This window comes from Nonomuraea sp. NPDC059023 (genome assembly GCF_042740095.1).
Lineage (GTDB): Bacteria > Actinomycetota > Actinomycetes > Streptosporangiales > Streptosporangiaceae > Nonomuraea.
This window is the reverse complement of sequence record NZ_JBHYIO010000003.1, coordinates 297,957-319,958: the sequence shown is the minus strand read 5'-3', so window position 1 is coordinate 319,958 and position 22,002 is coordinate 297,957. Positions and strand designations below refer to the sequence as shown.

The window sequence follows — 22,002 nt, the reverse complement described above, 5'->3', positions numbered from 1 at the left end:
CCCGCGCCCGTTGACGCCGCCTCGGCCGTAGGTTGAGCGAGACATCGACTTTGGTCGCTGTCTTTCTGTCGTAGGAAGGCTCTAACCTCGGGAAACGATGAAGGAGTCGGACGTCGCCCGGGCACCCGGGCAGGAATATCGATGGGCGCTGCCCTCGGTCCTGCTCGGCGACGGCGAGGAGGGGCGGCCGGTCAAGCGCTCGACGCGCGACTGGATCGTCGACACGCTCATGTTCGTGCTGGCCTGCGGCCTCACGCTGCTCACCCTGCCCGAGATCAGCCGGCTTCCCGAGCCGCTCCAGGCCACTGAGCAGGTGCTCGGCGCGCTGGCGTGCGCGGCGCTGTGGCTGCGGCGGCGCTGGCCGGTCACGCTGGCGCTGGCGCTCACCCTGCTGTCGACCGGGCTCGTGCTGGTGGGCGGGGCCTCAGCGGTGGCGCTCTTCACCGTGGCCGTGCACCGGCCGTTCAAGATCTCCGGTCCGGTGGCGCTGGCGAACCTCGTCACGCTCTTCCCCTTCGCCTACTTCCGGCCCAGCCCCGACCTCGGCTTCTGGGGCAACTTCATGCTCGGCGCCTCGATCGTGACCGTGCTGTTCGCGTGGGGGCTGGTGGTGCGCGCCAGGCGGCAGCTCGTCTGGTCGCTGCGCGTCCAGGCCGACACCGCGGCCGAGCAGGCCAAGCATCTCGAACGCGAGCGCATCGCCAGGGAGATGCACGACGTGCTCGCCCACCGCCTGTCGATCCTGAGCCTGCACGCGGGCGCGCTGGAGTTCCGCCCCGACGCCAAGCCCGCCGAGATCGCCAAGGCGGCCGGCGCCATCCGCGAGAGCGCCCACCAAGCCCTGCAGGACCTGCGCGGCGTGATCGGTGTGCTGCGCCACGCCGCGGGCGACGACCCCGTCCCCGACCGCCCACAGCCCACGCTCGCCGACCTCAACGCCCTGGTCACCGAGTGCCGCCAGGCCGGCATGGACGTCGCGCTGATCCTTCCCGACCGGGAGGGCGTCCCCGACGCGCTGGGCCGCAACGCCTACCGCATCGTCCAGGAGGCGCTCACCAACGCCCGCAAGCACGCCGCCGGCGCGCCGGTGACGGTGCGGGTCTCGGGCGGTCCCGGCGACGGCCTCACGGTGGAGGTGCGCAATCCGGTCGGGGTACGGCTCGGCCCGCGCATCCCCGGCGCGGGGGCCGGGCTGATCGGCCTGACCGAGCGCGCGGAACTGTCCGGCGGCCGTCTGGAGCACGGCCCGCGACCCGATGGGGATTTTCTGGTGAAGGCATGGCTACCGTGGACGACATGACCACCGCACCGATCCGCGTCCTGATCGTCGACGACGACGCCCTGGTCAGAGCGGGGCTCTCGATGATCCTTTCGGGGGCGGGCGACATCGAGATCGTGGGCGAGGCGGCCGACGGCGCGCAGGTGCCGCCGAGCGTGGCCGAGCACCGGCCCGACGTGGTGCTCATGGACATCCGCATGCCCGGCGTCGACGGCCTGGCCGCCACCGAGGCCCTGCGGGCCACCGCGTCGCCGCCGGAGGTGGTGGTGCTGACCACCTTCCACGCCGACGCCCAGGTGCTGCGGGCGCTGCGGGCCGGGGCCGCCGGGTTCCTGCTGAAGGACATCCCGCCCGGCGACCTGGTGTCGGCGATCCGCAAGGTGGCGGCCGGGGAGCCGATCCTGTCGCCGGTGGTCACCCGGCAGCTCATCTCGCATGTGTCCGACGGGGGCGTGGGGCAGCGTACCGACCGGGCGCGGGTCCTGCTGGCGCGGCTGAGCGAGCGCGAGCGGGAGGTGGCCGTCGCGGTGGGGCAGGGCAGGTCCAACGCGGAGATCGGGGCGGAGCTCTACATGAGCGTGGCCACGGTGAAGGCGCACGTGTCGCGCATCCTCACCAAGCTGGAGCTGAACAACCGGGTCCAGATCGCGCTGACCGTCTACGACGCGGGCCCCTGATCCCCGGCGAGTATCCGCTCGATGGCGGCGCGGTGCATGACCAGGTCGTCGGGGTCCTCGGGGTCGGCCTGCTCGCCGAAGTGGATGCGCCGCTGCCAGACGCGGGCCATGATGATGCCGTGCCGGAGGGCGGCGTACATCTCGTAGAAGTCCATGTCGCGGGGCTCGTAGCCGGTTAGTTCCTGATATTTCCGGCAGACGTCGTCGCGGCGCATGAAGTCTGGCATGCCGGGCAGTTCCAGCATCTCGGCGATGTCCTGGAAGAAGCGGTGCAGGAAGATCATCCAGCCGAGGTCCAGCTCTCGCGGGGCCGCGGCGGCCATCTCCCAGTCCAGCACGGCCACCGGGCGGAAGTCCCGGTACATCACGTTGCCCGGCCGGGCGTCGCCCCAGGTCAGCACGTCGGGGCCGGGGTCCTTCGGCCAGTGCGCCTCCAGCCAGTCGAAGGCGCGTTCCAGCACGGGGATGCGGCGCCTGCCGTGCGCCCAGGCGTAGTAGGCGCGCTGGTCCTCCACGTGCGCCCGCAGCCCGGCGGCGCCGAGGAAGGCCAGTTCGGCGGGGCGGATGGGCGCCTCGTGCACCGCCGCCAGGATGGCCACGGTCTCGTCCTGAAGCGTCCGCGCCCTCTCGGAGTCGGCCTCCAGCAGCCAGCCCTCGCAGGTGTACGGCATGACGTCGGGCGGGACCAGCCCCTCTTCGCGTTCCATCACGAAGAACGGCATGCCGAGCGGCGCCGGGTCCGGCTCGAACCACAGCGCCCGGGGCGCCGGCACCCCCGCGCGCTCGCGGACCAGCCGCATGACCTCGAACTGGGCGCCGAGATCGTAGGCGGGGAAGACGGGCACCGCCTCGGCGGTGGGCGCCATGCGAGCGACGCACCGTGTGGGCTTTTCGGCCCATTGTGCTGTGAAAAATAACGTTTCGCTGGACATTCCGTTGCCCGAAGGACGCTCCAGCCCCGACACCGGTACGGCCCGGCCGAGCTTGGCCCCGAGCCACGCGGACACCCGATCGTGCAGTTCCTCCAGGTCACGCGTGGAGGTACGCATCTGCTCCGTCACCCTGGACCTCCCTGGCCTGGCACAGTCGTATACCGCCAACCAAGCGCTTGTCCAGATGCAACGCACAGTTACGGTTAGGTACGCGGCAGCCGTACCCTTGACTGAAAGAGCAAGGCGCGAAGGGACACAACGGGATGAGTTCAGCCGGTGAAGGCCTGTCTCGCCCGCTCCCTGAGCAGGTAAGACTGAACGTCGTCGACCTCGCGGCGCAGGTCCTGGGGTCGATGCCGGCCGCCATCGTGCCTCCGCCGCTGCGCGGGATCGCCAGGTTCGATCCGCGCAAGCGCGCGAAGCTCGGCAGCGCGCCCATCGCCGCTCAGCTGGAGAGCGACAAGGAGTTCCGCGAGGCCGTGGCCGAGTCGGTCGCGGCCGGCTGGCCCGAGCTCGTCGCCGCGCTGGCCGAGGGCAACGTGCCGCCCGCCGCCGACCCCGTGCTGGTGGCCGCCGCCGCCTACCTCACCCGCCCGCCCGGCTGGGCGGAGATGGTGGAGATGGCGCGGGCCGACCTGGAGCAGTCCGCCGTCGCGGCCGAAGGGTCGGCGCAGGAGCAGCAGGTCGTACGGCTGCGCGAACAACTCGCCGGGGCGAAGACCGCCGCCAAGGAGGAGTCCGACCGGCTGCGCGAGCAGCTCAAGACCGCCCGCGCCGAGAACTCGGACCTGCGCCGCAAACTCCACGAGGCCCGCGAGCGCGCCAAGGCGGCGGAGCAGCGCGTGACCGCCGTGGAGCAGGCCGCCGTCGAGGTGAAGACGGCCGCCACGGCCGCGGGCAGCGCGGGCGAGGCCGAACTGCGCCGGGTGCGTGAGCGGCTGAGCGACGTGGAGAAGCAGCTGGAGGCCTCCCGCCGGGCCGCGCGCGAGGGCCGGAGCATCGAGGACGCCCGCATCAGGGTGCTGCTCGACGCGCTGCAGGACGCGTCGGCCGGACTGCGCAGGGAACTGGCCCTGCCGACCACCATCAGCCGCCCCGCCGACTCGGTGGCCGCGGTGTCGCCCGGCGCCCCCGGGGTGCGGGGCGTACCGGCGCGTGCCCTGGCCGACGACGATCCGCAGCTGCTCGACCAGTTGCTGGCGTTGCCGCAGGTGCATCTGATCATCGACGGCTACAACGTGACCAAGACCGGCTACGGCAACTTCACCCTCGCCGACCAGCGGGCCCGCCTGATGACCGGCCTCGGCGGGCTGGTCGCCCAGACCCGGGTGGAGGTCACGGTGGTCTTCGACGGCGCCGAACTCAACTCGCCCGTGCAGGTGGTGGCTCCGCGGGGGGTCCGCGTCCTGTTCAGCGCCCCGGGCGAGATCGCCGACGACGTGATCCGCCAGCTGGTCCGCGCCGAGCCACCGGGCCGCGCCATAGCCGTGGTGTCGTCGGACCGTGAGGTGGCCGAGTCGGTCCGCCGCATGGGCGCCCGCCCCGTCCCCTCCGCCCTGATCCTGCGCCGCCTCGGCCGCGTCTGACCCCTCCCAAAGCCGCTCGCGCCCTCGCGCCCTCGCGCCCTCGCGCTCCGGGCTTTGGGCTCCGCCCGTCGGCCTGTGCTCGGCGCAGTGCTCCTCGTCCTCGCGTTCCGGGTTTCGGGGTTCTTGCCGGGGTCACGTGACGCCTGTGTCTTGCGCCTTGGTTTTGGGGTTTGGAGCTCTGGGGTGGGGGCGGCCGGGGGTGTCAGACCGGATTGGTCTGCCGGGGTGCGCGGGCGCCCCGGCCGGGCGTACCTTCCGATCTGCGCCCATCGGCGCGGCCGGCCGCTCGACGGGCACTCCCAGCGGTCCCGGGCATCCGGACGGCGGCCGGTCGCGCGGTGGGGCCGCCCGTTGTTGTGCCTGGTGGTGGGTGGGGGAGGTGGGAAGGGTGGGGTGTGGGTTACAAATCAGGCTAAAGGCTGAGAACACACCCAGCACTTCTGTACTATTTGCCCCCAGGTGTGATCACTGGGAGGCGACGCTGTGAGGTTTGGCCGGGTTTCGTTGGCGACTGGTCTGGCGATCGGGCTGCTGGCGTCGCCGGTCGGCGTGGCCGTGGCTGATCCCAAGCCCACGATCAAACAGGCCAAGGCGAAGCTCTCCCGCCTCAACAACAAGGCCGACCACGTCGTCGAGCGCTTCAACACCGCCACCGAGCGGCACAAGACGGCGAAGAAGAAGTACGGCCGGCTCAACTCCTCCTACAAGGACAAGCTGGCCACCGTCGCCCGCCTGCGGGTCCAGGTCATCACCATGGCGGTCAACGACTACCAGCTCGGCGCCGACGTGACCTCGTGGCCGGCGATGATGGGCGAGGGCGACCCCATGAGCATGCTCAACGGCATGGCCCTCACCGGCCAGCTCCAGGCCGAGCGGGCGGAGAAGCTGGCCGCGTTCGACCGGGAGAACAAGGGCCTCAAGACCGAGCGCGACCTGGCCCAGGACGCGCTGGTCGCGGCCGACAAGGAACGCGACGAGGTCGAGAAGGAACGGGCCGAGATCCTCAAGCTGATCCAGGAGCAGAAGAAGCTCCTGCGCGAGCTCGGGGCGTACAAGACCGGCGATCCCAACAGCACCGGCATCAAGTACACGGGCCCGGCCACCGGGAACGCGGCGGCGGTGCTGAAGTTCGCGTTCGGGCAGGTCGGCAAGCCGTACATCTATGGCGGCACCGGTCCGCGCGGGTACGACTGCTCGGGCTTCACCCAGGCCTCCTGGCGGGCGGCCGGCGTCTCGCTGCCGCGGACGACCTGGCAGCAGTGGGCGTGGGGGGCCAAGCGCCGGGTCTCGCTCGACGCGCTGCGCCCCGGTGACCTGATCTTCAGCGAGGGCCTCGGCCACGTCACCATCTACGCGGGCAACGGCAACATCGTGCACGCGCCCCAGACGGGTGACGTCATCAAGGTCGTCAAGTTCTCCTCGTACGGCAGGCGCGTCGTGGGCGCGATCCGGCCCTGAGGCCCCGGCCGGCGTTACGGCCCGCCGTACCCGAGCATGGTCCGCAGAAGCTCCTCCACGGCCGGTGAGCGGCCGGGCGCGGGCAGGACGGCGGCGAAGACGCGGCGCGCGGGCAGGGCGGGCTCGGGACGCAGGAGCCTGATGTCCGGGCGCAGGGCCGCGCCGCCCGCGATCGACGGGAACACCATCACCCCGACGCCCGCCGCCACGAGCCCCTGGCGCCCGTTCCAGTCGTCGCACAGGTGGCTGACGCGCGGCGGCGCCCCCAGCGCCGCGGCGAGCTCCGACAGCGGCCCGAGGCAGTCGGGGTGGCTGCCGTCGATCCACGCCTGCCCGGCCAGAGCGCGCAGCCGCACGCTCTCCCCGGCCGCCAGCGGGTGACCTTCCGGCAGCGCGACCAGTAGTTCGTCGTCGAGCAGCGGCACCAGGTCCAGGCCGGCGGGCGCGGGGTCCCACGAGGTGACCAGCGCGAGGTCGGCCTCTCCGGCGAGGACGGCGGACGCGCCGCCGCCGACGGTCAGGGACAGCTCGACCGCCGGGTGGCGGGCGGCGAAGACGCGGAAGCACTCGGGCACGAACGCGGTGGCGGCGCTCGGGAAGGCCTGTACGCGCACCCGCCCCCGCTCGCCCGACGCGTGCGCGGCCAGCCGGGTCTCCAGCAGCGCGATCCCGTCGAGCACGTGCGCGGCCTGCTCCAGCGCGGCCTGCCCGGCGCCGGTGGGCCGTACGCCGCGCGGCAGGCGGTGGAACAGCAGCACCCCCGCCCGGCGCTCCAGCGCGGCGATCTGCCGGGAGACGGCCGGCTGGGTCATGGACAGCGCCTCGGCCGCCGCCGAGAACGATCCGAGCCGCCCCACCTCTGACAGCACCTTCAGCGACCAGACGTCAAGCATGCATGGAGCTTATGCCTTTCATGCCGAACCCGCAGTGGTACGCATGGCTCGCGCGCAGCACGATCGGGGCATGGACACCTGGATTCTCTCCGCGCTGCCCGCGGCTCCCGCCCGCGTTCTCGACGCCGGTTGCGGCGACGGCGCGCTGGCCGGCGCGCTGATCGCGCGCGGCCACGACGTCACCGCCATCGACCTCGACCCGTCCGCGGCGCTCGCGGCGGGCGTGCCCGCGAAGCGCGCCGACCTGACGCTCTACGAGGACGACCCGTTCGACGTCATCGTGCTGTCACTGTCGCTGCACCACATGCACCCGCTGGGGGCCGCACTCGACCGGGCGGCCGCGCTCCTGAAGCCGGGCGGGCTGCTCGTGGTGGACGAGTTCGCCTGGGACTGGGCCGACGAGGCCGCCGCCACCTGGTTCTACGACGCCGGAACCCTGCTCGGCCGCTTCGACGGGCCCGAGCGCGACCCGGTGACCCGCTGGCGCGAGGCGCACGTCGATCATTCGCCCGCGGGGGACATGCTCGACGCCATCGCCGCCCGGTTCGAGATCCGGCGGACGCGGCGCGTGCCGTACCTCTTCCGCTATCTCGGCGGCGAGCACGCCGCGCGGCTGAAGGAGATCGAAGAGGTACGGCACACGCCGACCGGCTTCCGGCTGACCGCTGTGACGCGTGTGACAGGAGGGGCGGAAGGGACCTGACTCACCCCTGGAGCTCCAAGTGTGAGGAGGGTCACATTTGAGTAACGGGACCCCGCTGTCCAGCAGGAGTTCCCGTCCTGACAGGGTCCTTTATCTGATCTTTACAGCTTTGCCAGGACTTTGCCGGGTCATGAACCCGGGAGTACGTTCTGGCGTCGCGGCGAACAAGCCATGGCGCCGCGAACCGGCATCGGCCCCGTCCGGGCTCGATGAGGACCCATAGAGATCCGCCGGTCGCCCCCGTCCGACAAGGGGCCGCGACCTGCCGAGTCCGTGCAGCCAGGAGGCACGGAGCCGGGGAACCACCGATCCCATTCCCCCGGGATCAAGGGGTGAATCGGCGCGTTCAGCGTGCCGTAGGGCGACTTCCAGGCCCGAATCCGTCAGCTAACCCGGTAGGCGTTCGTGGAAGAACCAAGGAGAAATCCTGTCTACCTCCCTGCACAACCCCCGTCTTGTTCTCGGTGGCGCGGCGCTCGCCATGACCGTGACGGCCGGAGGGTTCGCCCTCCATGCCCCGGCGGCCCAGGCGGCGACCACGGCCAAGACCACCACCTCGGCCAAGACGGCGACGCAGTCGACGACTGCCCGGCAGAAGAGCAAGGCCCGCAAGGCCGTCTCCGCGGCAAGGGCGCAGATCGGCGACCCGTACCGCTACGGCGGAACGGGACCCGGCGCCTTCGACTGCTCCGGTCTCGTCCAGTTCGCCTGGAAGAAGGCCGGAGTCAAGATCCCCCGCGTGACGCACAGCCAGTACGCGCGCATCAAGAAGAAGATCTCGTGGAAGTCTCTGCAGCCGGGTGACCTGCTGTTCTTCCGCGGTCGAGGCCACGTCGGCATGTACGTCGGCAACGGCAAGATGGTCCACTCGCCGAGTTCCGGCAAGCGGGTGCGCATCGAGCGGCTCAGCGGATGGCGCAAGTCGTCCTTCGCGGGAGCCGTCCGGCCCGGTCTGTAGTCGTCCGGACCGAAAGGCCCCGTCCCCTCCCGGGACGGGGCCTTCGCGCGTCCGGCTACCATCAGGGCCGTGGTCGTGAGCCGTCGCGCCGCGCTCGCGGCCCTCCTGGTCTTCGCGCTGGGCTGCGCCCCCGAGCGGGCTCCTGACGCGGGAGCGGACCGCGGCGACCTTCAGCGGCGCGCCGAGCGGGCGGCGGCGCGCGTCGCGGCGATCCTCGGGCAGCCGGTACGGCCCAGCGTCGAACTCGCCGAGAACGCGGCACACGCGGCGCGGACCGCGGGCGTGGGCTCGGTCGAGGGCCTGGCCGCGATCGCCCACGACGGCAGGGTCATCGTGATCCCGGAGAACTACGCCAAACTCAACCCCACCGGACGCGACGTCGTCCTCGCCCACGAGCTGACTCACGTCGCCGCCGGCACCGGCGGGCTGCCGGTCTGGCTGTACGAGGGGTTCGCCGACTACGTGGCCTACAAGGACGCGGGCCTGGCCGTGCCCGTGGCGGCGGCCGAACTCGCCACCGAGGTACGTGCCGGACGGGTGCCCGGGAAACTGCCCGGGGCTGACGCGTTCGCGCCCGGGGCCGCGCGGCTGGCACAGTCCTACCAGGAGGCCTGGCTGGCGTGTCGCTTCCTGGCCGCGCGCTTCGGCGAGGACAGGCTGGTGAGGCTCTACCGCGACGCGCGGCGGCTGGGCGTGGAACGGGCCCTGCCCCTGCCGTCCGGCGAGCTCGTCGCCGGATGGCGCGCCTATCTACGGGAGGAACTCGAGTGACCGATCAGCGGGACAAGGCCCCCGCGCGGATACGGCGGCAGGCCGGGATCGCCGCCGTCGTGCTCGGCGCCGTCGTGGTCGCGGTCGCCGCGTTCACCACGCCGTGGCGGGCGCTGCCGCCGGGAGCGCCCCAGGTCGCCCCCGATCCGGCCCGCGACTTCTCCGCCGCCGAGATCGCCAGGTCGCAGGCGTTCGACGCGGCGACCAGCGTGCCGTCGTACCTGTCGTTCGGGCTCACGATCCTGTTCGCCGGGCTGCTGGTCGCCACGCCGCTCGGCGCGAAAGTCCTCGGGCGGCTCAAGGGCCCGTGGTGGCTGCGGGTCCTGCTGGGCGTCCTGCTGCTCACGGTGCTGGTCGAGGTCGTGCGCTGGCCGCTCGGAATGTGGTTCGAGGTACGGCTGCGCGAGTTCGGCCTGTCCACGCAGGACTGGGCGGGCTGGAGCGGCGACCGGCTGAAGAACATCGCGGTCCGGGTCGTGCTGCTGTCCATCATGATCGTGGCACTGGTGGGCCTGGCGCGCAGGTTCCGGCGCTGGTGGGTGCCAGCGGCCGTGGGCGCAGCCGCGCTGACCGTCGCCGCCTCGTTCGTGTATCCGGTCGTCTTCGAGCCGCTGTTCAACGACTTCCGGCCCATGCCGCCGTCCCAGTTGCGTACCGGCCTGCTGGCCATGGCCGAGCGCGACGGCGTACCGGTCGAGGACGTGCTCGTCGCCGACGCCTCCCGCCGCACGACCGCGCTCAACGCCTACGTCTCCGGCTTCGGCGCCACCCGCCGCATCGTCGTCTACGACACGCTGCTCAAGGCGCCGGAGCGGGACGTCGAACTCGTCGTCGCCCACGAACTCGGCCACGCCAAGTACGACGACGTTCTCAACGGCACGCTCATCGGCGCGCTGGGCGCCGCGTTCGGCGCCGCCCTGCTGTTCGCGTTCTTCCCGCTGGTACGGCGGCGCGCCCGCGTCACCGCCATCACCGAACCCCTGGCCGTGGGCGCCGTCATGGGCCTGATGAGCCTGGCCACCGTGCTGTCGGGGCCCGCCCAGAACGTCGTCAGCCGCCACGTCGAGGCCCGCGCCGACGCCCACGCCCTCGACCTCACCCGCGACCCGGCGACGTTCACGGCCATGCAGAAGCGGCTGGCCACGACCAACATCTCCGACCTCGCGCCGGACGCCGTCGAGTACGTCCTGTACGCCTCCCACCCCACCGCGCCGCAGCGCATCGCCATGGCCCGCTCCTGGGCGCTGCTGAACGGCGTCCCGGAGCCGTGAGGCGCGTCCTCATCGTCACGAACGACTTCCCGCCACGTCAGGGTGGCATCCAGTCGTTCGTGCACGGGCTGGCGGTGCGCACACCCGGGGCCGTCGTCTACGCGCCCGCCTGGGCGGGCAGCGCCGAGTTCGACCGGCGGCAGCCGTACCCGATCGTCCGGCACCCCACCTCGCTCATGCTGCCCACGCCCGGCGTCGCGCGGCGGGCCGCCCGGCTCGTGACCCGCCTCGGCGCCGACACCGTGGTCTTCGGCGCCGCGGCCCCTCTGGGGCTGCTCGCGCCCCGCCTGCGCGCGGCGGGGGCGCGGCGGGTGGTGATGCTGACGCACGGCCACGAGGCGTCCTGGGCGAGCACGCCGCTCCTGCGCGGCGTGCTGCGTCGCATCGGCGCGCACGCCGACGTGGTGACCTACCTAGGGGAGTACACGCGCGCGCGGCTCGCCGGGGTCGTTCCCGCGGCCAAGCTGGTACGGCTGGCGCCCGGCGTCGACACGGCGGCCTTCCATCCCGGCGTGGCGCCCGCGGGCTCCTTCGGGGGGCCGGTGGTCGTGTGCGTGTCCCGGCTGGTGCGGCGCAAGGGGCAGGACCAGCTGATCAAGGCCTGGCCCAGGGTGTTGCGGGCGGTGCCGGACGCGGTGCTGCTGCTGGTGGGGGACGGGCCGGACCGGCGCCGCCTGGAACGGCTGGCGGCCCGGACCCGGTCGGTGGTGTTCGCCGGGGCGGTGCCGGGGGAGAGCCTGCCGGGGTACTACGCGGCCGGTGACGTCTTCGCCATGCCCTGCCGTACGCGGTTGCGGGGGGCGGACGTGGAGGGGCTCGGAATCGTCTTCCTGGAGGCGTCGGCCAGCGGGTTGCCCGTGGTGGCGGGGGCCTCCGGCGGGGCGCCGGATGCCGTACGCCAAGGGGAGACCGGGCTGGTCGTGGACGGCGGGTCGGTCGGCGCGGTCGCTCAGGCGCTGGTCGAGCTGCTGGAGGATCGGGAGCGGGCGGGGAAGATGGGGGCGCTGGGGCGCGAGTGGATCACGTCCGCTTGGTCGTGGGAGCTGGTGGCGAGGCGTTTCCGCGACATTCTCTCCGGGTGACGTCGGGGTGATGCTCTTCTGTGTCAGCCTGTGGCTTGCCATGACAGCATTCTGATGTCATGATGACGTCATGGACCTGACGCCCCACATCGACACCCTCCGCAGGGAGCTCACCGCCGCCGCCGACGTGGGCGGCGCGGACATGCGGGCCGCGGCCGAGTCGCTGACCTCGGCGCTGGAGTCCTCCGTGCGGCTGACGCTGCTGGAGGTGCTGTCGGACGCGGCGGAGTCGGTGACCAGCCAGATCGAGCCCGGCCTCGTCGAGCTGCGGATCCGCGGCAGGGAGCCGGAGCTGGTGGTCACCGTCCCACCCGGCCCCGACCCGAACTGGGGCGTCGCCCCCGGCCAGGCCCCGGGCGCCTACGGTCCAGGCGACCCCGGCACCGGTGGCCAAGGTCCGGGCGCTTACGGTCCTGGTGCCTACGGTGCCGGTGCCTATGGCCCTGGTGCCTACGGTCCCGGTGGCTCCGGCCCCGGTGGTGGCTACGGCCCCGGTGGTGGCTACGGCGCCGGTGGCTACGGGCCTGGTGGTGGCCACGGGCCTGGTGGCTACGGCCCGCCCGGACCGCCCGGCTGGCCCGACGCCGCGTGGCCCGGCCCGACCCCGCCCATGCCCCCCACACCCCCGGTCCCGCCTTCGCCCCCCGAGCCGCCCGGCCCTGGCGACGGCGACGCCGGAACCGCCAGGATGACCCTGCGCCTGCCCGAGCCGCTGAAGTCCCGCATCGAACAGGTCGCGGGCCAGGCGGGCATGTCGGTGAACGCCTGGATGGTCCGTGCCCTGAGCCAGGCCGTCTCCGGCCAACCGGCGGCCCCGCCCTCCGGCTTCCCCGGCCAGCGCATCACCGGCTGGGCCCGCTAACCCACACCTTCTTGCCGGGGCCGTACCCCAGCCGGGGGTGCCGTGCCCCCGCTTGGGCAGTACCCCAGTCAGGGACCTACCCGAGCCGGAGACCTGCCCGAGCCGGGGACCTACCCGAGCCAGGTCCGCCCGCAGCGGCCACCCGCGGGCAGCACTCCCCGTCCGAGGCCTGTCCCGGGCGGGCGTCGCATCATCCCCTCGCCGCGCCTGACCACGAGGGTGTTCTGACCACGCCGATCGGAGATCTCGCCATGCCCACTTTCAGCACCCCGGACCCCATCGCCCTCCACGTGAACTTCCCGGCCGGTGACCTGGTCGTCACCGCGTCCGACCGTACGGACACCACCGTCGAGGTCACCCCCGAACACCTGGACCAGGGCGGCGTGGCCGACTACGCCGAATCGGTCAAGGTCACCCACCGCGACGGCGTCGTCCAGGTGAAGGCCCCCGACAGCTCCCGCCTGCGCCGCACTCCGAGCCTGGACATCGTCGTAGAGGTCCCCACCGGCTCCCGCGTGGTGGTCGAGACCGCCTCCGCCGACGTCAGAATCCGCGGACGGCTGGCCGGAGTCGAGTTCTCCAGCGCCTCCGGTGACCTGGACGCCGCCCACGCCGCCACCGCGATCGCCAAGACGGCGTCAGGTGACGTCAACTTTGACGTCATCGATGGCGTCGCCGGCATCAACACCGCCTCAGGCGACGTACGCATCACCGAAGCCCGCGGCCCCATCACCGTCACCGTCGTCTCCGGCGACCTGGTGATCGGAAAGGTCGCCTCCGACGCCTCCATCACGTCGACGTCCGGCGAAGTGTCCCTCCGCTGCGTGACCAGTGGCAAGATCGGCATCCGGACCACCTCGGGCGACGCCACGGTGGCCGTGCACGAGGGCACCGCCGCCTGGCTCGACATCAACTCCCTGACCGGCCGCGTAACCTCCGCCCTCACCCAGGACGCCACCGAGCCGTCCCCCGCGGAGCAGACCGTCGAGATCACCGCCCGCAGCCTGAGCGGCGGCATCGCCATCACCAGAGCGGAGTCCACCCGATGAACGAACACATGATCACCGAGTACGTCCGCACCCGCCACGCCGACCTCATATCCGAAGCCGCCGCCGAACGCACCGCCACCCACCACAACCGCCAGACCCCTTCCCAGCCCCCCGCCCTCCGACCTAGAACCACCACCTCAGGCGTCGCCACCTCACGAGCTACCGCCTCCGGCGCCGCGCACGGCCTCCGCCACCGAGCGGCCCGCGCCCTCCACACCCTCGCCAACGCCATCGACCCCCACCCAACTCCCCACTAGCCTCCGCCCAACCCCGCCACCACGTTCTGGTCTGAACCCCACGCTCTGAACACGGTCTCACTCCGCACTCCCCGGACCTGTCCATGTTCTGGGCCCGGCCCACGCCTCCCCCTGGTGCTTACCTCTGGCCCGTTCGCCCGTCCTACGGGGCCGCTTCGGAGGTCAGGGTGGCGCCGCCTCGCGGGGGCGGTGGTCAGGTGGGGAGGCCTACGGCGCGTTCGCCGCTGCGGCGTTGCTGGATCACCACGGCCACGACGAGGAGGGCGCCCTGGGCGACGTTCTGCCAGAAGGTACTGATGCCGTGGAAGGTGAGGCCGTTTTCCAGGGCGCCCAGCAACACCACCGCCAGGAGCGTGCCGCCCACTCCGCCCTTTCCGCCCTTCAGGGCGCAGCCGCCCAGGGCCGCGGCGGTGATGGCCTTCAGTTCCAGGCCGGCGCTGCCCGAGGTGGGGTGGCCGGAGCCGATTCGGGCGGTGAGGATGATGCCGGCTATCGCGGCTACCAGGCCCGCCAGGGCGTACACGGCTATCAGGTATTTGTTGATGTTTATGCCTGCGAGGCGGGCGGCGGTGTCGTTGCCGCCTATGGCGTAGAGGTTGCGGCCTATGTCGGTGTATTTCAGGAGGATGTGGACGGCCAGGGCTACCAGGATGAGGATCCACACCATCGTGGGCAGGCCTGCCAGGCTGCCCCGGGAGATGAAGATGAACAGGTCGTCGCCCAGCACATAACCCTGCGCGGCGCCGCCGGACAGCAACTGGGCCAGGCCCTTGTACGCGGCCAGCGTGGCCAGGGTGGCGATGACGGCGTTGACGCGGCCGTACACGATGATGATGCCGTTGATGAGACCCAGCAGCAGGCCCACGGCCAGGGCGGCGGCCATGCCGAGCGTCGGGTCGCGGCCGGTGGACATGAAGGCCATCGCGCTGACCACGGACGCCACGCCGGTGGCCGAGCCGACGGAGATGTCGAGGGCGCCGCAGATGATCACTACCGTCTGGACGACGGCCAGCAGACCGGCGATCGTCACGGCGTCGCCGATCACCCGGATGTTGCTCCACGCCAGGTAGCCGGGGTCCAGCACGCCGAACAGCGCGCCCACGGCCACGATGGCCAGCACGAGGATCAGGTTCTGGGCGCCGATGGCGGCGACGGCTCCCGCCCACCGGCCGCGGTTCTCGCGTGGGTCGGTGGGGGCCTTGTGGGCGCTGGTCTGGGAGGTCATCGCGCGCCTCCGGGCATGGGGTCGGCGTGCTCTGCTGCGGTGGTCATGGGTGTGCGGGCCTCGGCGGGAAGTGGCGGTCAGGTGTACGGCGGTGCGCCGCGCTGAGCGTGGGTGCTGGACGCCTCGGGGGATCTCCGAAGGCGGCGGGGGTGGGAGGCGGGGGTGTGCGGGCCTGGAGGAGGGGTGGGCGTTGGGGGTGTGGTTGAGGGGCGAGTGGGGCCCGGGGTGGGGTTAGGAGGGGGTGGGGGTCAGGTCGTCGGTCATGGCGAGGGAGAGGATGGCTTCCTCGGTGGCGCGGGTGCGGGGGAGTTCGCCGGTGATGCGGCCGTTCTGCATGACCAGGATGCGGTCGGCCAGGCCCAGGACCTCGGGGAGTTCGGAGGAGACCACGAGGACGGCCACGCCGGAGCGGGCCAGGTCGGCGATGATGTGGTAGATCTCCGCCTTCGCCCCCACGTCGATCCCCCGGGTCGGCTCGTCGAGGATGAGCACCTTGGGGCGGCGGGCCAGCCAGCGGGCCAGGACCACTTTCTGCTGGTTGCCGCCGGACAGCTTGCGGACCTCGTGTTCCAAGGACGGGGTGCGGACGCGCAGGCGGGTCACGAACTCGGCGACGGCCCGGTTCTCGGCGGCGCGGCGGACGAAGCGGAACGTGCGCAGGCGGTCGAGGATGACCAGGGAGGTGTTGTCGCGTACGCTCCGGTCGAGGAAGAGGGCCTGGGCCTTGCGTTCCTCCGGGGCGTAGCCCAGCCCGGCCCGTACGGCGTCGCCCGGGTGGCGCAGCCGCAGCACCCGCCCGCCCACGCTGACGGTCCCGGAGCGGATGGGCAGGTCGCCGGCCAGGGCGCGGGAGAGTTCGGAGCGGCCGGCGCCGACCAGCCCGGCCAGGGCGACGACTTCGCCGGCCCGCACCTGGAAGGTGATGCCGCGCACGTCGTCGGTGGTGACCTCGTGTACGTCGAGGACGACGTCGCCGGCCTCGGTGCCGGGGCGTTCGAACATGGACGACAGGTCCCGCCCGACCATCATGCGCACGATCTCGCCCTCGCTCGCCTCGGCGGCCTGCCGTACGCCGGCCAGGGCGCCGTCGCGCAGGACGGCGATGCGGTCGGCCAGGCGGAAGATCTCCTTGAGGCGGTGGGAGACGTAGACGATGGCCAGGCCCTGTTCGCGCAGCCGGGTGATGAGGGCGAAGAGGGCTTCGGTCTCGTGTTCGCCGAGGGAGGAGGTGGGTTCGTCGAAGGCGATGACGCGGGCCTCGCCGGTCAGGGCGCGCAGGATCTCGACGAGCTGGCGTTGCGCGGGGGTCAGGGCGGAGCCGAGGGTGTCGGGGTCGAGGGCGTGTTCGAAGCCGAGCCGTACCAGCTGGGACTGGACGCGCTCGCGCAGGGCGGCGCGGTCGAGCAGGCGGCCGCGGCGGCGGGGCAGGGCGCCGGCGTGGACGTTCTCGGCGACGGAGACGTGCGGGATGATCTCCGGCTCCTGGGGGATGACGCGGATGCCGTGGCGGCGGGCGTCGGCGGGGGAGTGGAGGTCGAGGGGGTGGCCGTCGAGCAGGACGCGGCCGCCGTTGGGACGGTGGTCGCCGTTGACGATCTTGATCAGCGTGGACTTGCCGGCGCCGTTCTCGCCCATGAGGGCGGTGACCTGGCCGGCGGGGAAGTCGCAGGTGACGCCGCGTAGTGCCTGGACGCCGGAGAAGTGTTTGGCCAGCTCCTCTACCCTGAGCACGCGATCACCGGGTCTCCCCAGGCGGCCGCGTCACCGGTGGGGCCGTCGCCCGCGTCGGTGACGACGAGCCTGACGAGACGGGCGCCGGTGACGTCGGCGGCGAGCGGCAGCGCCGCCATGGCGCCGGTCCGCACCCCGGAGGCGGCGGCCTTGCGGCCGTCGGCCCAGATCTCGAAGGTGACGGTGCCGCCCGTGCCGGCGGTGTCGTCGACGCCCACGTGCGCGGTGAGCTTGGTGCAGCGCCCGCCGAGGTAGTAGTCGAGGGTGCCGGGGGCGTGGGCGGTCAGGCCCTTGGCGTAGGTGGCGCCGTTCACCACGACCTTGCGCCGCTCGACCGCGCCCTTGCCGTTGGCCATGCTGAGCCAGCGCAGGTCGCTGACGTAGGCGGTGCCGGTGGGGGCGGGCGGGGGCACGACGAAGACGGAGGCGGCGCGCAGCTTGGCGGCGCTCGCCTCCAGCCAGTACGCGTTGCGGGGCAGGTCGGCCGGGGTGGTGAGGTTCCAGGCGGTGGCCAGGCGCTGGCCGGGCCCGAGGACCTTGGCGGCGGCCGGGGTGGCGGCGGCCGACAGCCAGCGGTCGGGCGCGCGCAGCGCCGCGGTGACGTCGGCGGCGTTGGTGAGCCCGTGGTTGGTGACGACGGTGGTCACCTGGGCGGTGGCGCCGGGCTCGATGAGCGCGGCGGCCCCCTGGTAGGGGGCGGGAACCTGGAGGTCGAACTCGAGAAGCGGCGGGTAGGAGGACCAGGCCGCGTCCCGGGAGATCTGGTAGAGCATCGCCTGCCTGGCGGGCACGTTGGCGGCCAGGACGCCCGCGGTGTGGGCGTCGGCGCCGGTTAACAACTCGCGTACGCGGTAGGCGGGCGCCGCCGCCGGGAGCCCGATGTCGGTGACCGTGGTGGCGATGCGCTGCGGGTGCCCGCTGTCGTTGTAGAGCGCCACCGCCATGTCGCCGTTGGGCAGGTGTTTGGCCACCACCCAGCGGCCGTCGTCGACGCGCACGACCCGGCTGCCGTCGCCGAGCAGGGCGCCTTCGGGCACCTCGTCGGCCGCCGCCGGGTTCGCGAGCGTTGCCAGAGCGGTGGCCGCCGCCGCGGCGGCCACCGATAACCGTGTCAGGCGCTGCACTTGACTCCCTCGGCCTGCCAATTGGTCGCATCCACCATCTTCGTCGGTGCGAAGGCCTCGGCCGGCATGGCGGTGCCGTTCTTGATGTTGTCGAACATCGTCTGCACGGCGAGCTTGCCGACCTCGTATCCGTTGATGAACAACGCTGCCTTCATACCTGAAGGTTTGCCGCTGTTCCAGTCCTTGCACGCGAGATAGGCGCCCAAACCCACCCCGATGATGTTCTCCGGTTTGATTCCGGAGTTCTGCATGGCGGTGACGCCGCCGCTGACGTTCTCGTCGTTGCAGCCGAGCATCACCCAGTTCTTGACCGCCCGGTTGCCGCTGATCGTGGCCGCGACCTTGTCCTGGGCGCCGGTCGGGGTGTTGTCGGTGCCGACCTCGATGACCTTCACGCCGGTGACGCCGGCCGCCGCCTCGAACGTGGGCACCGCGGCCTTGACGCGGTCGGTGCAGACGGTCACGTCCTGCTGCCAGGCCGTGATGATCGCGGAGTCCTCCTTCTTCCATCCGGCCTTCTTGAACTCCTCGCCGGCGCGGGTGCCGACGGACTCGCCCATCTGGGTGCCGGAGAAGCCGACGCGCGGCACGAGCTTGGACTTGTCGCAGGCGGCCGGGTCGGGGCCGTCGACGCAGACCTGGTCGTCGGAGGTGAGCAGCGGTACGCCGCCGTCCTTGGCGAGCTGGACGATCTGGGGGCCGACGGCGGGGGCGGGCACCACGATGATGATGCCGCCGACCTTCTTGCCGATGGCCGCCTGCGTCTCGGTGACCGCCTTGTTGGTGTCCTCGCCGAGGTCGACGACCTGCAGGTCGACGCCCAGCTCAGCGGCCTTGTCCTTGGCGCCCTGGGCCTCGCCGATGAAGTACTCCTGGTCGCCCTGCTTCTGGAGGTAGGCGATCGAGATCTTGCCGCCCGCCGGCGCCTTGCTCGCGCCCGCGGTGGTCTCCTCCTTGCCGGACGAACACGCGGCCAGCACCAGCGCGGCGACGAGCAACGCGGCGGCGGTTCTGGTGGACGGCAGGATCATGGGGGGTGCACCTGCTTCCTTGCGTTGACTGAGATCTTTTTCCGTTTGTCAGGCCGGCTAAACTCACCCCTTCGTGGCACCGCCGGTGAGTCCCTTGACGAACTGCTTCTGCAGGGCGAGATAGAAGATCAGGACGGGCAGCGTCGACAGGAACATGAGCGCGAACACGCCGCCGTAGTCGAAGGAGTACTGCCCGAGCGAGCGGTAGATGCCGGTGGTGACCGTGGTGCCCTGCCCGGGGCCGAGGATGATGAGCGGGCTGAGGAAGTCGTTCCAGATCCACACCGACAGGAAGATCAGGACACTGGCGGTGGCCGGGCGCAACAGCGGGAAGACGATGCGCCAGAACGCCTGCCCGCGCCCCGCGCCGTCGATCGCCGCCGCCTCCTCCAGGTCGGCGGGGATGCCCTTGAGGAACCCGGTGAACACGAACACCCCGAACGGGATGTAGTAGCCGACGTTGAACAGCACCAGCCCCTGGACCGTCGTCATGAGGCCGAGGGCCCGCAGCACCTGGGTGATCGGGACCAGGATGACCTGGGGCGGGATCATCAGGCCGCACAACAGGAGCACGGTGACGAGCCGGCCCCAGCGGCCCGCCGTACGGGCGAGATAGTGGGCGAGCATCGCCGACAGCAGCGTCAGCGCGATCACCGACAGCGTCGTGACGATGACGCTGTTGGCCAGGCTCGCCCAGAACAGGTTGGTCGGGTCGGTGAGGACCGCGCTCAGGTTGTCCAGCGTCGGCGGGATCGGCAGCGCGATCGCGCCAGCGCCTGGGATGAGCGCGCTCGGCTTGACGACGTTGACCAGCGCGACGTAGAGCGGCACGAAGAAGACGCTGGTGACCGCGAGCGTGACGAGCGGGCGTCTCACAGCTGCACCTCTCTTCTCTGGAGTACGCGCAGCGCGACGACGGAGGCCACGGCGATGATCACCAGCATGACCACGGCCATGGCCGAGGCGTAGCCCTGGTGGTTCTCGACGAAGCCCTCCTGCATGATCGTGAAGGCCACGGCGGCGGTGGTGCCGGTGCCGGGCCCGCCGTTGGTGATGACCTTGACGTGGTCGAAGATCTTGAAGGTGGTGATCAGCAGGACCACGGTGTTGACGGTCAGGGCGGGGGCCAGCAGCGGCCAGGTGATGCGGCGAAAGCGCGTCCAGGGTCCGGCGCCGTCGATGGAGGCGGCCTCGGCCAGCTCGTTCGGCACACCCTGCAGTCCGGCCAGGTAGACCACGACGCAGAAGCCGAGCATCTGCCACGAGACGATGCCGCCCAGGGAGAACAGGGCGTAGCCGGGGTCGGACAGCCACCCCGGCGGGTCGGCGACGCCGAGGAAGCGCAGCGCCTGGTTGAGCGGGCCCTCGTCGTCGAGCACCCGTGTCCAGATCACGCTGACCACGACGGAGCTGAGCACCATCGGGGTGAAGTAGACGCTGCGCATGGCGTTGTAGAACCATCCGCGGCGATCCAGCAGCACCGCGATCGCCAGCCCGAGGAGGTTGGGCGCGACCAGGACCATGACGGTCAGGATCGTGGTGACCCGCAGGGAGGTCAGGAACGCCTGGTCGGTGAGGAGCAGCTCGTAGTTGCGCCACCCCACCCAGGTCCAGCCGGGGCGCAGCAGGCTGTAGTTCGTCATGCTGTAGCCCACGCTGAGCAGGATCGGCACGAGCACGAAGCACACGTAGATGAGCAGTCCGGGCGCGCCGAAGCTGAGAAAGTACCAGGCCCTCATGTACGCGACTCTCAAGAGGACTTGTCCCACTCGTCGTCGAGGTAGCTCAGCACGTCGTCCACGGTCTTCTTGCCGCTGACGAGGTCCTGGGCCGAGGACCACCACTTCTCCTTCATGCCGGGCAGCATGGCGTCGTCACCGGCCTCCCAGCCGAACGACGGCACGATGGCGCCCGCCGTCTTGGCATCAGACCAGGCCTTGTACGACTCCGTGAACACCGGCCCCATCGACGGCGGCGTGTAGCCCTTGATCGCCGGGAAGAGCGCGTCGGCCTTGACCGAGGCGTCCAGGTTGGCCTTGTCGAGCTGGAAGGCCAGGGCGAACTTCTTGGCCGACTCCAGGTCCTTGGCGGCGGCGCTGACCGTGAGCCCGCCGCCGGTGAACCCGGCCAGCTTGTCGGAGCCTGCCTCGCCGGGCCAGTTGAAGCGGCCGATCTCGATCTTGTTCTCCGGGTTGTCGCCGGCGCCGGGCGAGGCGAACCAGCTGCCCATCGGGTACATGGCGCCCTTGCCTTCGAGGAAGGCGGTCTGCGTGGCGCCGTAGTCGCGGGAGAGGTCCTTCTTGTCGATGTAGCCCTTGGCCGCGAGGTCGGCGAACTTCTGGGTGGCGGCCTTGAAGCCGGGGTCGGAGAACTTGACCTTGCCCTCGCGCCGCTGGCGCATCCAGCCGGGGTTCTCGGCGTACACGTCGGTGGTCAGGACGCCGGTCCAGGCCAGGGTGGAGGCGAAGGCGTCGGGGCCGCCGCCGGTCACGAACGGCGTGATGCCCTTGGCCTTGAGCTTGGCCGCGGCGTCGAGCAGTTCTGCGTAGGTCTTGGGCGGGGCGGTGATGCCGGCCTTCTCGAACAGGCCCTTGTTGTAGTAGACGTTCGAGTGCGTCTGCGTGTTGGTGGGCAACTGCACGACCTTGCCGCCGGTCGCGCCGCAGGTGGCGCACTCGAAGTCCTTGAGGTCCTCGGGCGTCCAGGAGTAGAGGTTCGGCGCGAAGCCGAGGATGTCCTGCAGGCCGATGTGCACGTCGGGGAACTGGCCGGAGGCTATGAGCTGCTTGGCGAACTCGTCGCGGCTGCCCGCCGCGGGCGCCACGACCTTCTTCACGGTGATGCCGGGAACCGCGTCGGTCGCCCGCTTGATCTGCGCGTCCCAGTAGGCCGCGTTCAGGTTGGGCGACTCGAACAGCAGAAACGTGACTTCCTTGGCGCCTGCCGGGGCCGGCGATGACGGCGCGGCCGCCTCGTTCACCGAACACGCGGTGAGCGCGAGCAGGGCCGCTAAGCCTGCTGCGAGGGTCCTGTACACCCTTGCCGCCTTCCTCGCCGGGCGTGACGAACCGGCGGGTTGACTGTGCGGCCCATTCATCGGAGCACTGCTAGTC

General features: G+C 71.7%; 21 protein-coding genes and 1 riboswitch. Of the genes, 12 read left to right on the top strand and 9 right to left on the bottom strand.

Annotated elements, in window-relative coordinates:
- Positions 1-97 precede the first annotated feature (97 nt).
- Both ACFWYW_RS07420 and ACFWYW_RS07415 read left to right on the top strand, forming a co-directional pair.
- Complete coding sequence (locus tag ACFWYW_RS07420; RefSeq protein ID WP_379611616.1) at positions 98-1,300, top strand: sensor histidine kinase; 1,203 nt, start codon at positions 98-100, stop codon at positions 1,298-1,300.
- Positions 1,297-1,956 (top strand): response regulator, encoded by a 660-nt coding sequence (locus ACFWYW_RS07415; RefSeq protein WP_379611617.1) that lies wholly within the window; start codon positions 1,297-1,299, stop codon positions 1,954-1,956. Before ACFWYW_RS07420 ends, ACFWYW_RS07415 begins: the two co-directional genes overlap by 4 nt.
- Here ACFWYW_RS07415 and ACFWYW_RS07410 read toward each other — a convergent pair.
- Positions 1,938-3,017, bottom strand: a complete 1,080-nt coding sequence (locus ACFWYW_RS07410; RefSeq protein WP_379611618.1) for a phosphotransferase family protein — start codon at positions 3,015-3,017, stop codon at positions 1,938-1,940. The two genes, ACFWYW_RS07415 and ACFWYW_RS07410, sit on opposite strands and share 19 nt — an antisense overlap.
- A gap of 134 nt (positions 3,018-3,151) precedes the next feature.
- Here ACFWYW_RS07410 and ACFWYW_RS07405 point away from each other — a divergent pair, with 134 nt between their 5' ends.
- Together ACFWYW_RS07405 and ACFWYW_RS07400 are read left to right on the top strand one after the other, a co-directional pair.
- Positions 3,152-4,474: an NYN domain-containing protein gene (locus ACFWYW_RS07405; RefSeq protein WP_379611619.1), complete on the top strand. Its 1,323-nt coding sequence runs from the start codon at positions 3,152-3,154 to the stop codon at positions 4,472-4,474.
- Positions 4,475-4,978: 504 nt separating this feature from the next.
- The gene (locus ACFWYW_RS07400; RefSeq protein WP_379611621.1) at positions 4,979-5,932 is read left to right on the top strand and encodes an NlpC/P60 family protein; all 954 of its coding nucleotides are present in this window, start codon (positions 4,979-4,981) and stop codon (positions 5,930-5,932) included.
- 14 nt (positions 5,933-5,946) lie between these two features.
- Here the strand turns inward: ACFWYW_RS07400 and ACFWYW_RS07395 are convergent, their stop codons facing one another.
- Positions 5,947-6,825 (bottom strand): LysR family transcriptional regulator, encoded by an 879-nt coding sequence (locus ACFWYW_RS07395; protein WP_379611622.1) that lies wholly within the window; start codon positions 6,823-6,825, stop codon positions 5,947-5,949.
- Positions 6,826-6,895: 70 nt separating this feature from the next.
- Between ACFWYW_RS07395 and ACFWYW_RS07390 the strand changes: the two genes are divergently transcribed.
- From ACFWYW_RS07390 to ACFWYW_RS07355, 8 genes are all read left to right on the top strand, one after another.
- The gene (locus tag ACFWYW_RS07390; protein WP_379611623.1) at positions 6,896-7,528 is read left to right on the top strand and encodes a class I SAM-dependent methyltransferase; all 633 of its coding nucleotides are present in this window, start codon (positions 6,896-6,898) and stop codon (positions 7,526-7,528) included.
- A 253-nt stretch (positions 7,529-7,781) separates the two neighbouring features.
- Positions 7,782-7,945, top strand: a riboswitch (cyclic di-AMP (ydaO/yuaA leader).
- 64 nt (positions 7,946-8,009) lie between these two features.
- Positions 8,010-8,486 carry a C40 family peptidase gene (locus tag ACFWYW_RS07385; protein WP_379611624.1) on the top strand — a complete coding sequence of 159 codons (477 nt, stop codon included), beginning with the start codon at positions 8,010-8,012 and terminating at the stop codon, positions 8,484-8,486.
- A gap of 69 nt (positions 8,487-8,555) precedes the next feature.
- Entirely contained in the window at positions 8,556-9,257 is a 702-nt protein-coding gene (locus ACFWYW_RS07380; RefSeq protein ID WP_379611625.1) for a hypothetical protein, read from the top strand.
- Positions 9,254-10,528, top strand: a complete 1,275-nt coding sequence (locus ACFWYW_RS07375) for a M48 family metallopeptidase (RefSeq protein ID WP_379611626.1) — start codon at positions 9,254-9,256, stop codon at positions 10,526-10,528. Before ACFWYW_RS07380 ends, ACFWYW_RS07375 begins: the two co-directional genes overlap by 4 nt.
- Complete coding sequence (locus ACFWYW_RS07370; RefSeq protein WP_379611627.1) at positions 10,525-11,610, top strand: glycosyltransferase family 4 protein; 1,086 nt, start codon at positions 10,525-10,527, stop codon at positions 11,608-11,610. The genes ACFWYW_RS07375 and ACFWYW_RS07370 overlap by 4 nt, the downstream gene beginning before the upstream one ends.
- Positions 11,611-11,680: 70 nt before the next feature.
- Entirely contained in the window at positions 11,681-12,472 is a 792-nt protein-coding gene (locus ACFWYW_RS07365; protein WP_379611628.1) for a hypothetical protein, read from the top strand.
- Between the two features lie 251 nt (positions 12,473-12,723).
- Positions 12,724-13,521: a DUF4097 family beta strand repeat-containing protein gene (locus tag ACFWYW_RS07360; protein ID WP_379611629.1), complete on the top strand. Its 798-nt coding sequence runs from the start codon at positions 12,724-12,726 to the stop codon at positions 13,519-13,521.
- A complete protein-coding gene (locus ACFWYW_RS07355; RefSeq protein WP_379611630.1) occupies positions 13,518-13,778 on the top strand; it encodes a hypothetical protein in 261 nt (86 codons plus the stop codon). Before ACFWYW_RS07360 ends, ACFWYW_RS07355 begins: the two co-directional genes overlap by 4 nt.
- Before the next feature lie 193 nt (positions 13,779-13,971).
- Here the strand turns inward: ACFWYW_RS07355 and ACFWYW_RS07350 are convergent, their stop codons facing one another.
- The 7 genes from ACFWYW_RS07350 to ACFWYW_RS07320 form a co-directional block, all read right to left on the bottom strand.
- Entirely contained in the window at positions 13,972-15,003 is a 1,032-nt protein-coding gene (locus tag ACFWYW_RS07350; protein WP_379611631.1) for an ABC transporter permease, read from the bottom strand.
- Between the two features lie 231 nt (positions 15,004-15,234).
- On the bottom strand, positions 15,235-16,734 hold the full coding sequence (locus ACFWYW_RS07345) for a sugar ABC transporter ATP-binding protein (protein WP_379611632.1): 1,500 nt from the start codon (positions 16,732-16,734) through the stop codon (positions 15,235-15,237).
- Complete coding sequence (locus tag ACFWYW_RS07340) at positions 16,722-17,858, bottom strand: NPCBM/NEW2 domain-containing protein (RefSeq protein ID WP_379611635.1); 1,137 nt, start codon at positions 17,856-17,858, stop codon at positions 16,722-16,724. The genes ACFWYW_RS07345 and ACFWYW_RS07340 overlap by 13 nt, the downstream gene beginning before the upstream one ends.
- Positions 17,846-18,889 carry a substrate-binding domain-containing protein gene (locus ACFWYW_RS07335; protein ID WP_379611636.1) on the bottom strand — a complete coding sequence of 348 codons (1,044 nt, stop codon included), beginning with the start codon at positions 18,887-18,889 and terminating at the stop codon, positions 17,846-17,848. Before ACFWYW_RS07335 ends, ACFWYW_RS07340 begins: the two co-directional genes overlap by 13 nt.
- A 63-nt stretch (positions 18,890-18,952) precedes the next feature.
- Positions 18,953-19,765, bottom strand: a complete 813-nt coding sequence (locus ACFWYW_RS07330; protein ID WP_379611637.1) for a carbohydrate ABC transporter permease — start codon at positions 19,763-19,765, stop codon at positions 18,953-18,955.
- A complete protein-coding gene (locus tag ACFWYW_RS07325) occupies positions 19,762-20,628 on the bottom strand; it encodes a carbohydrate ABC transporter permease (protein ID WP_379611639.1) in 867 nt (288 codons plus the stop codon). The genes ACFWYW_RS07330 and ACFWYW_RS07325 overlap by 4 nt, the downstream gene beginning before the upstream one ends.
- Positions 20,629-20,639: 11 nt before the next feature.
- Positions 20,640-21,926: an ABC transporter substrate-binding protein gene (locus tag ACFWYW_RS07320; RefSeq protein ID WP_379611640.1), complete on the bottom strand. Its 1,287-nt coding sequence runs from the start codon at positions 21,924-21,926 to the stop codon at positions 20,640-20,642.
- Between the last annotated feature and the right edge of the window lie 76 nt (positions 21,927-22,002).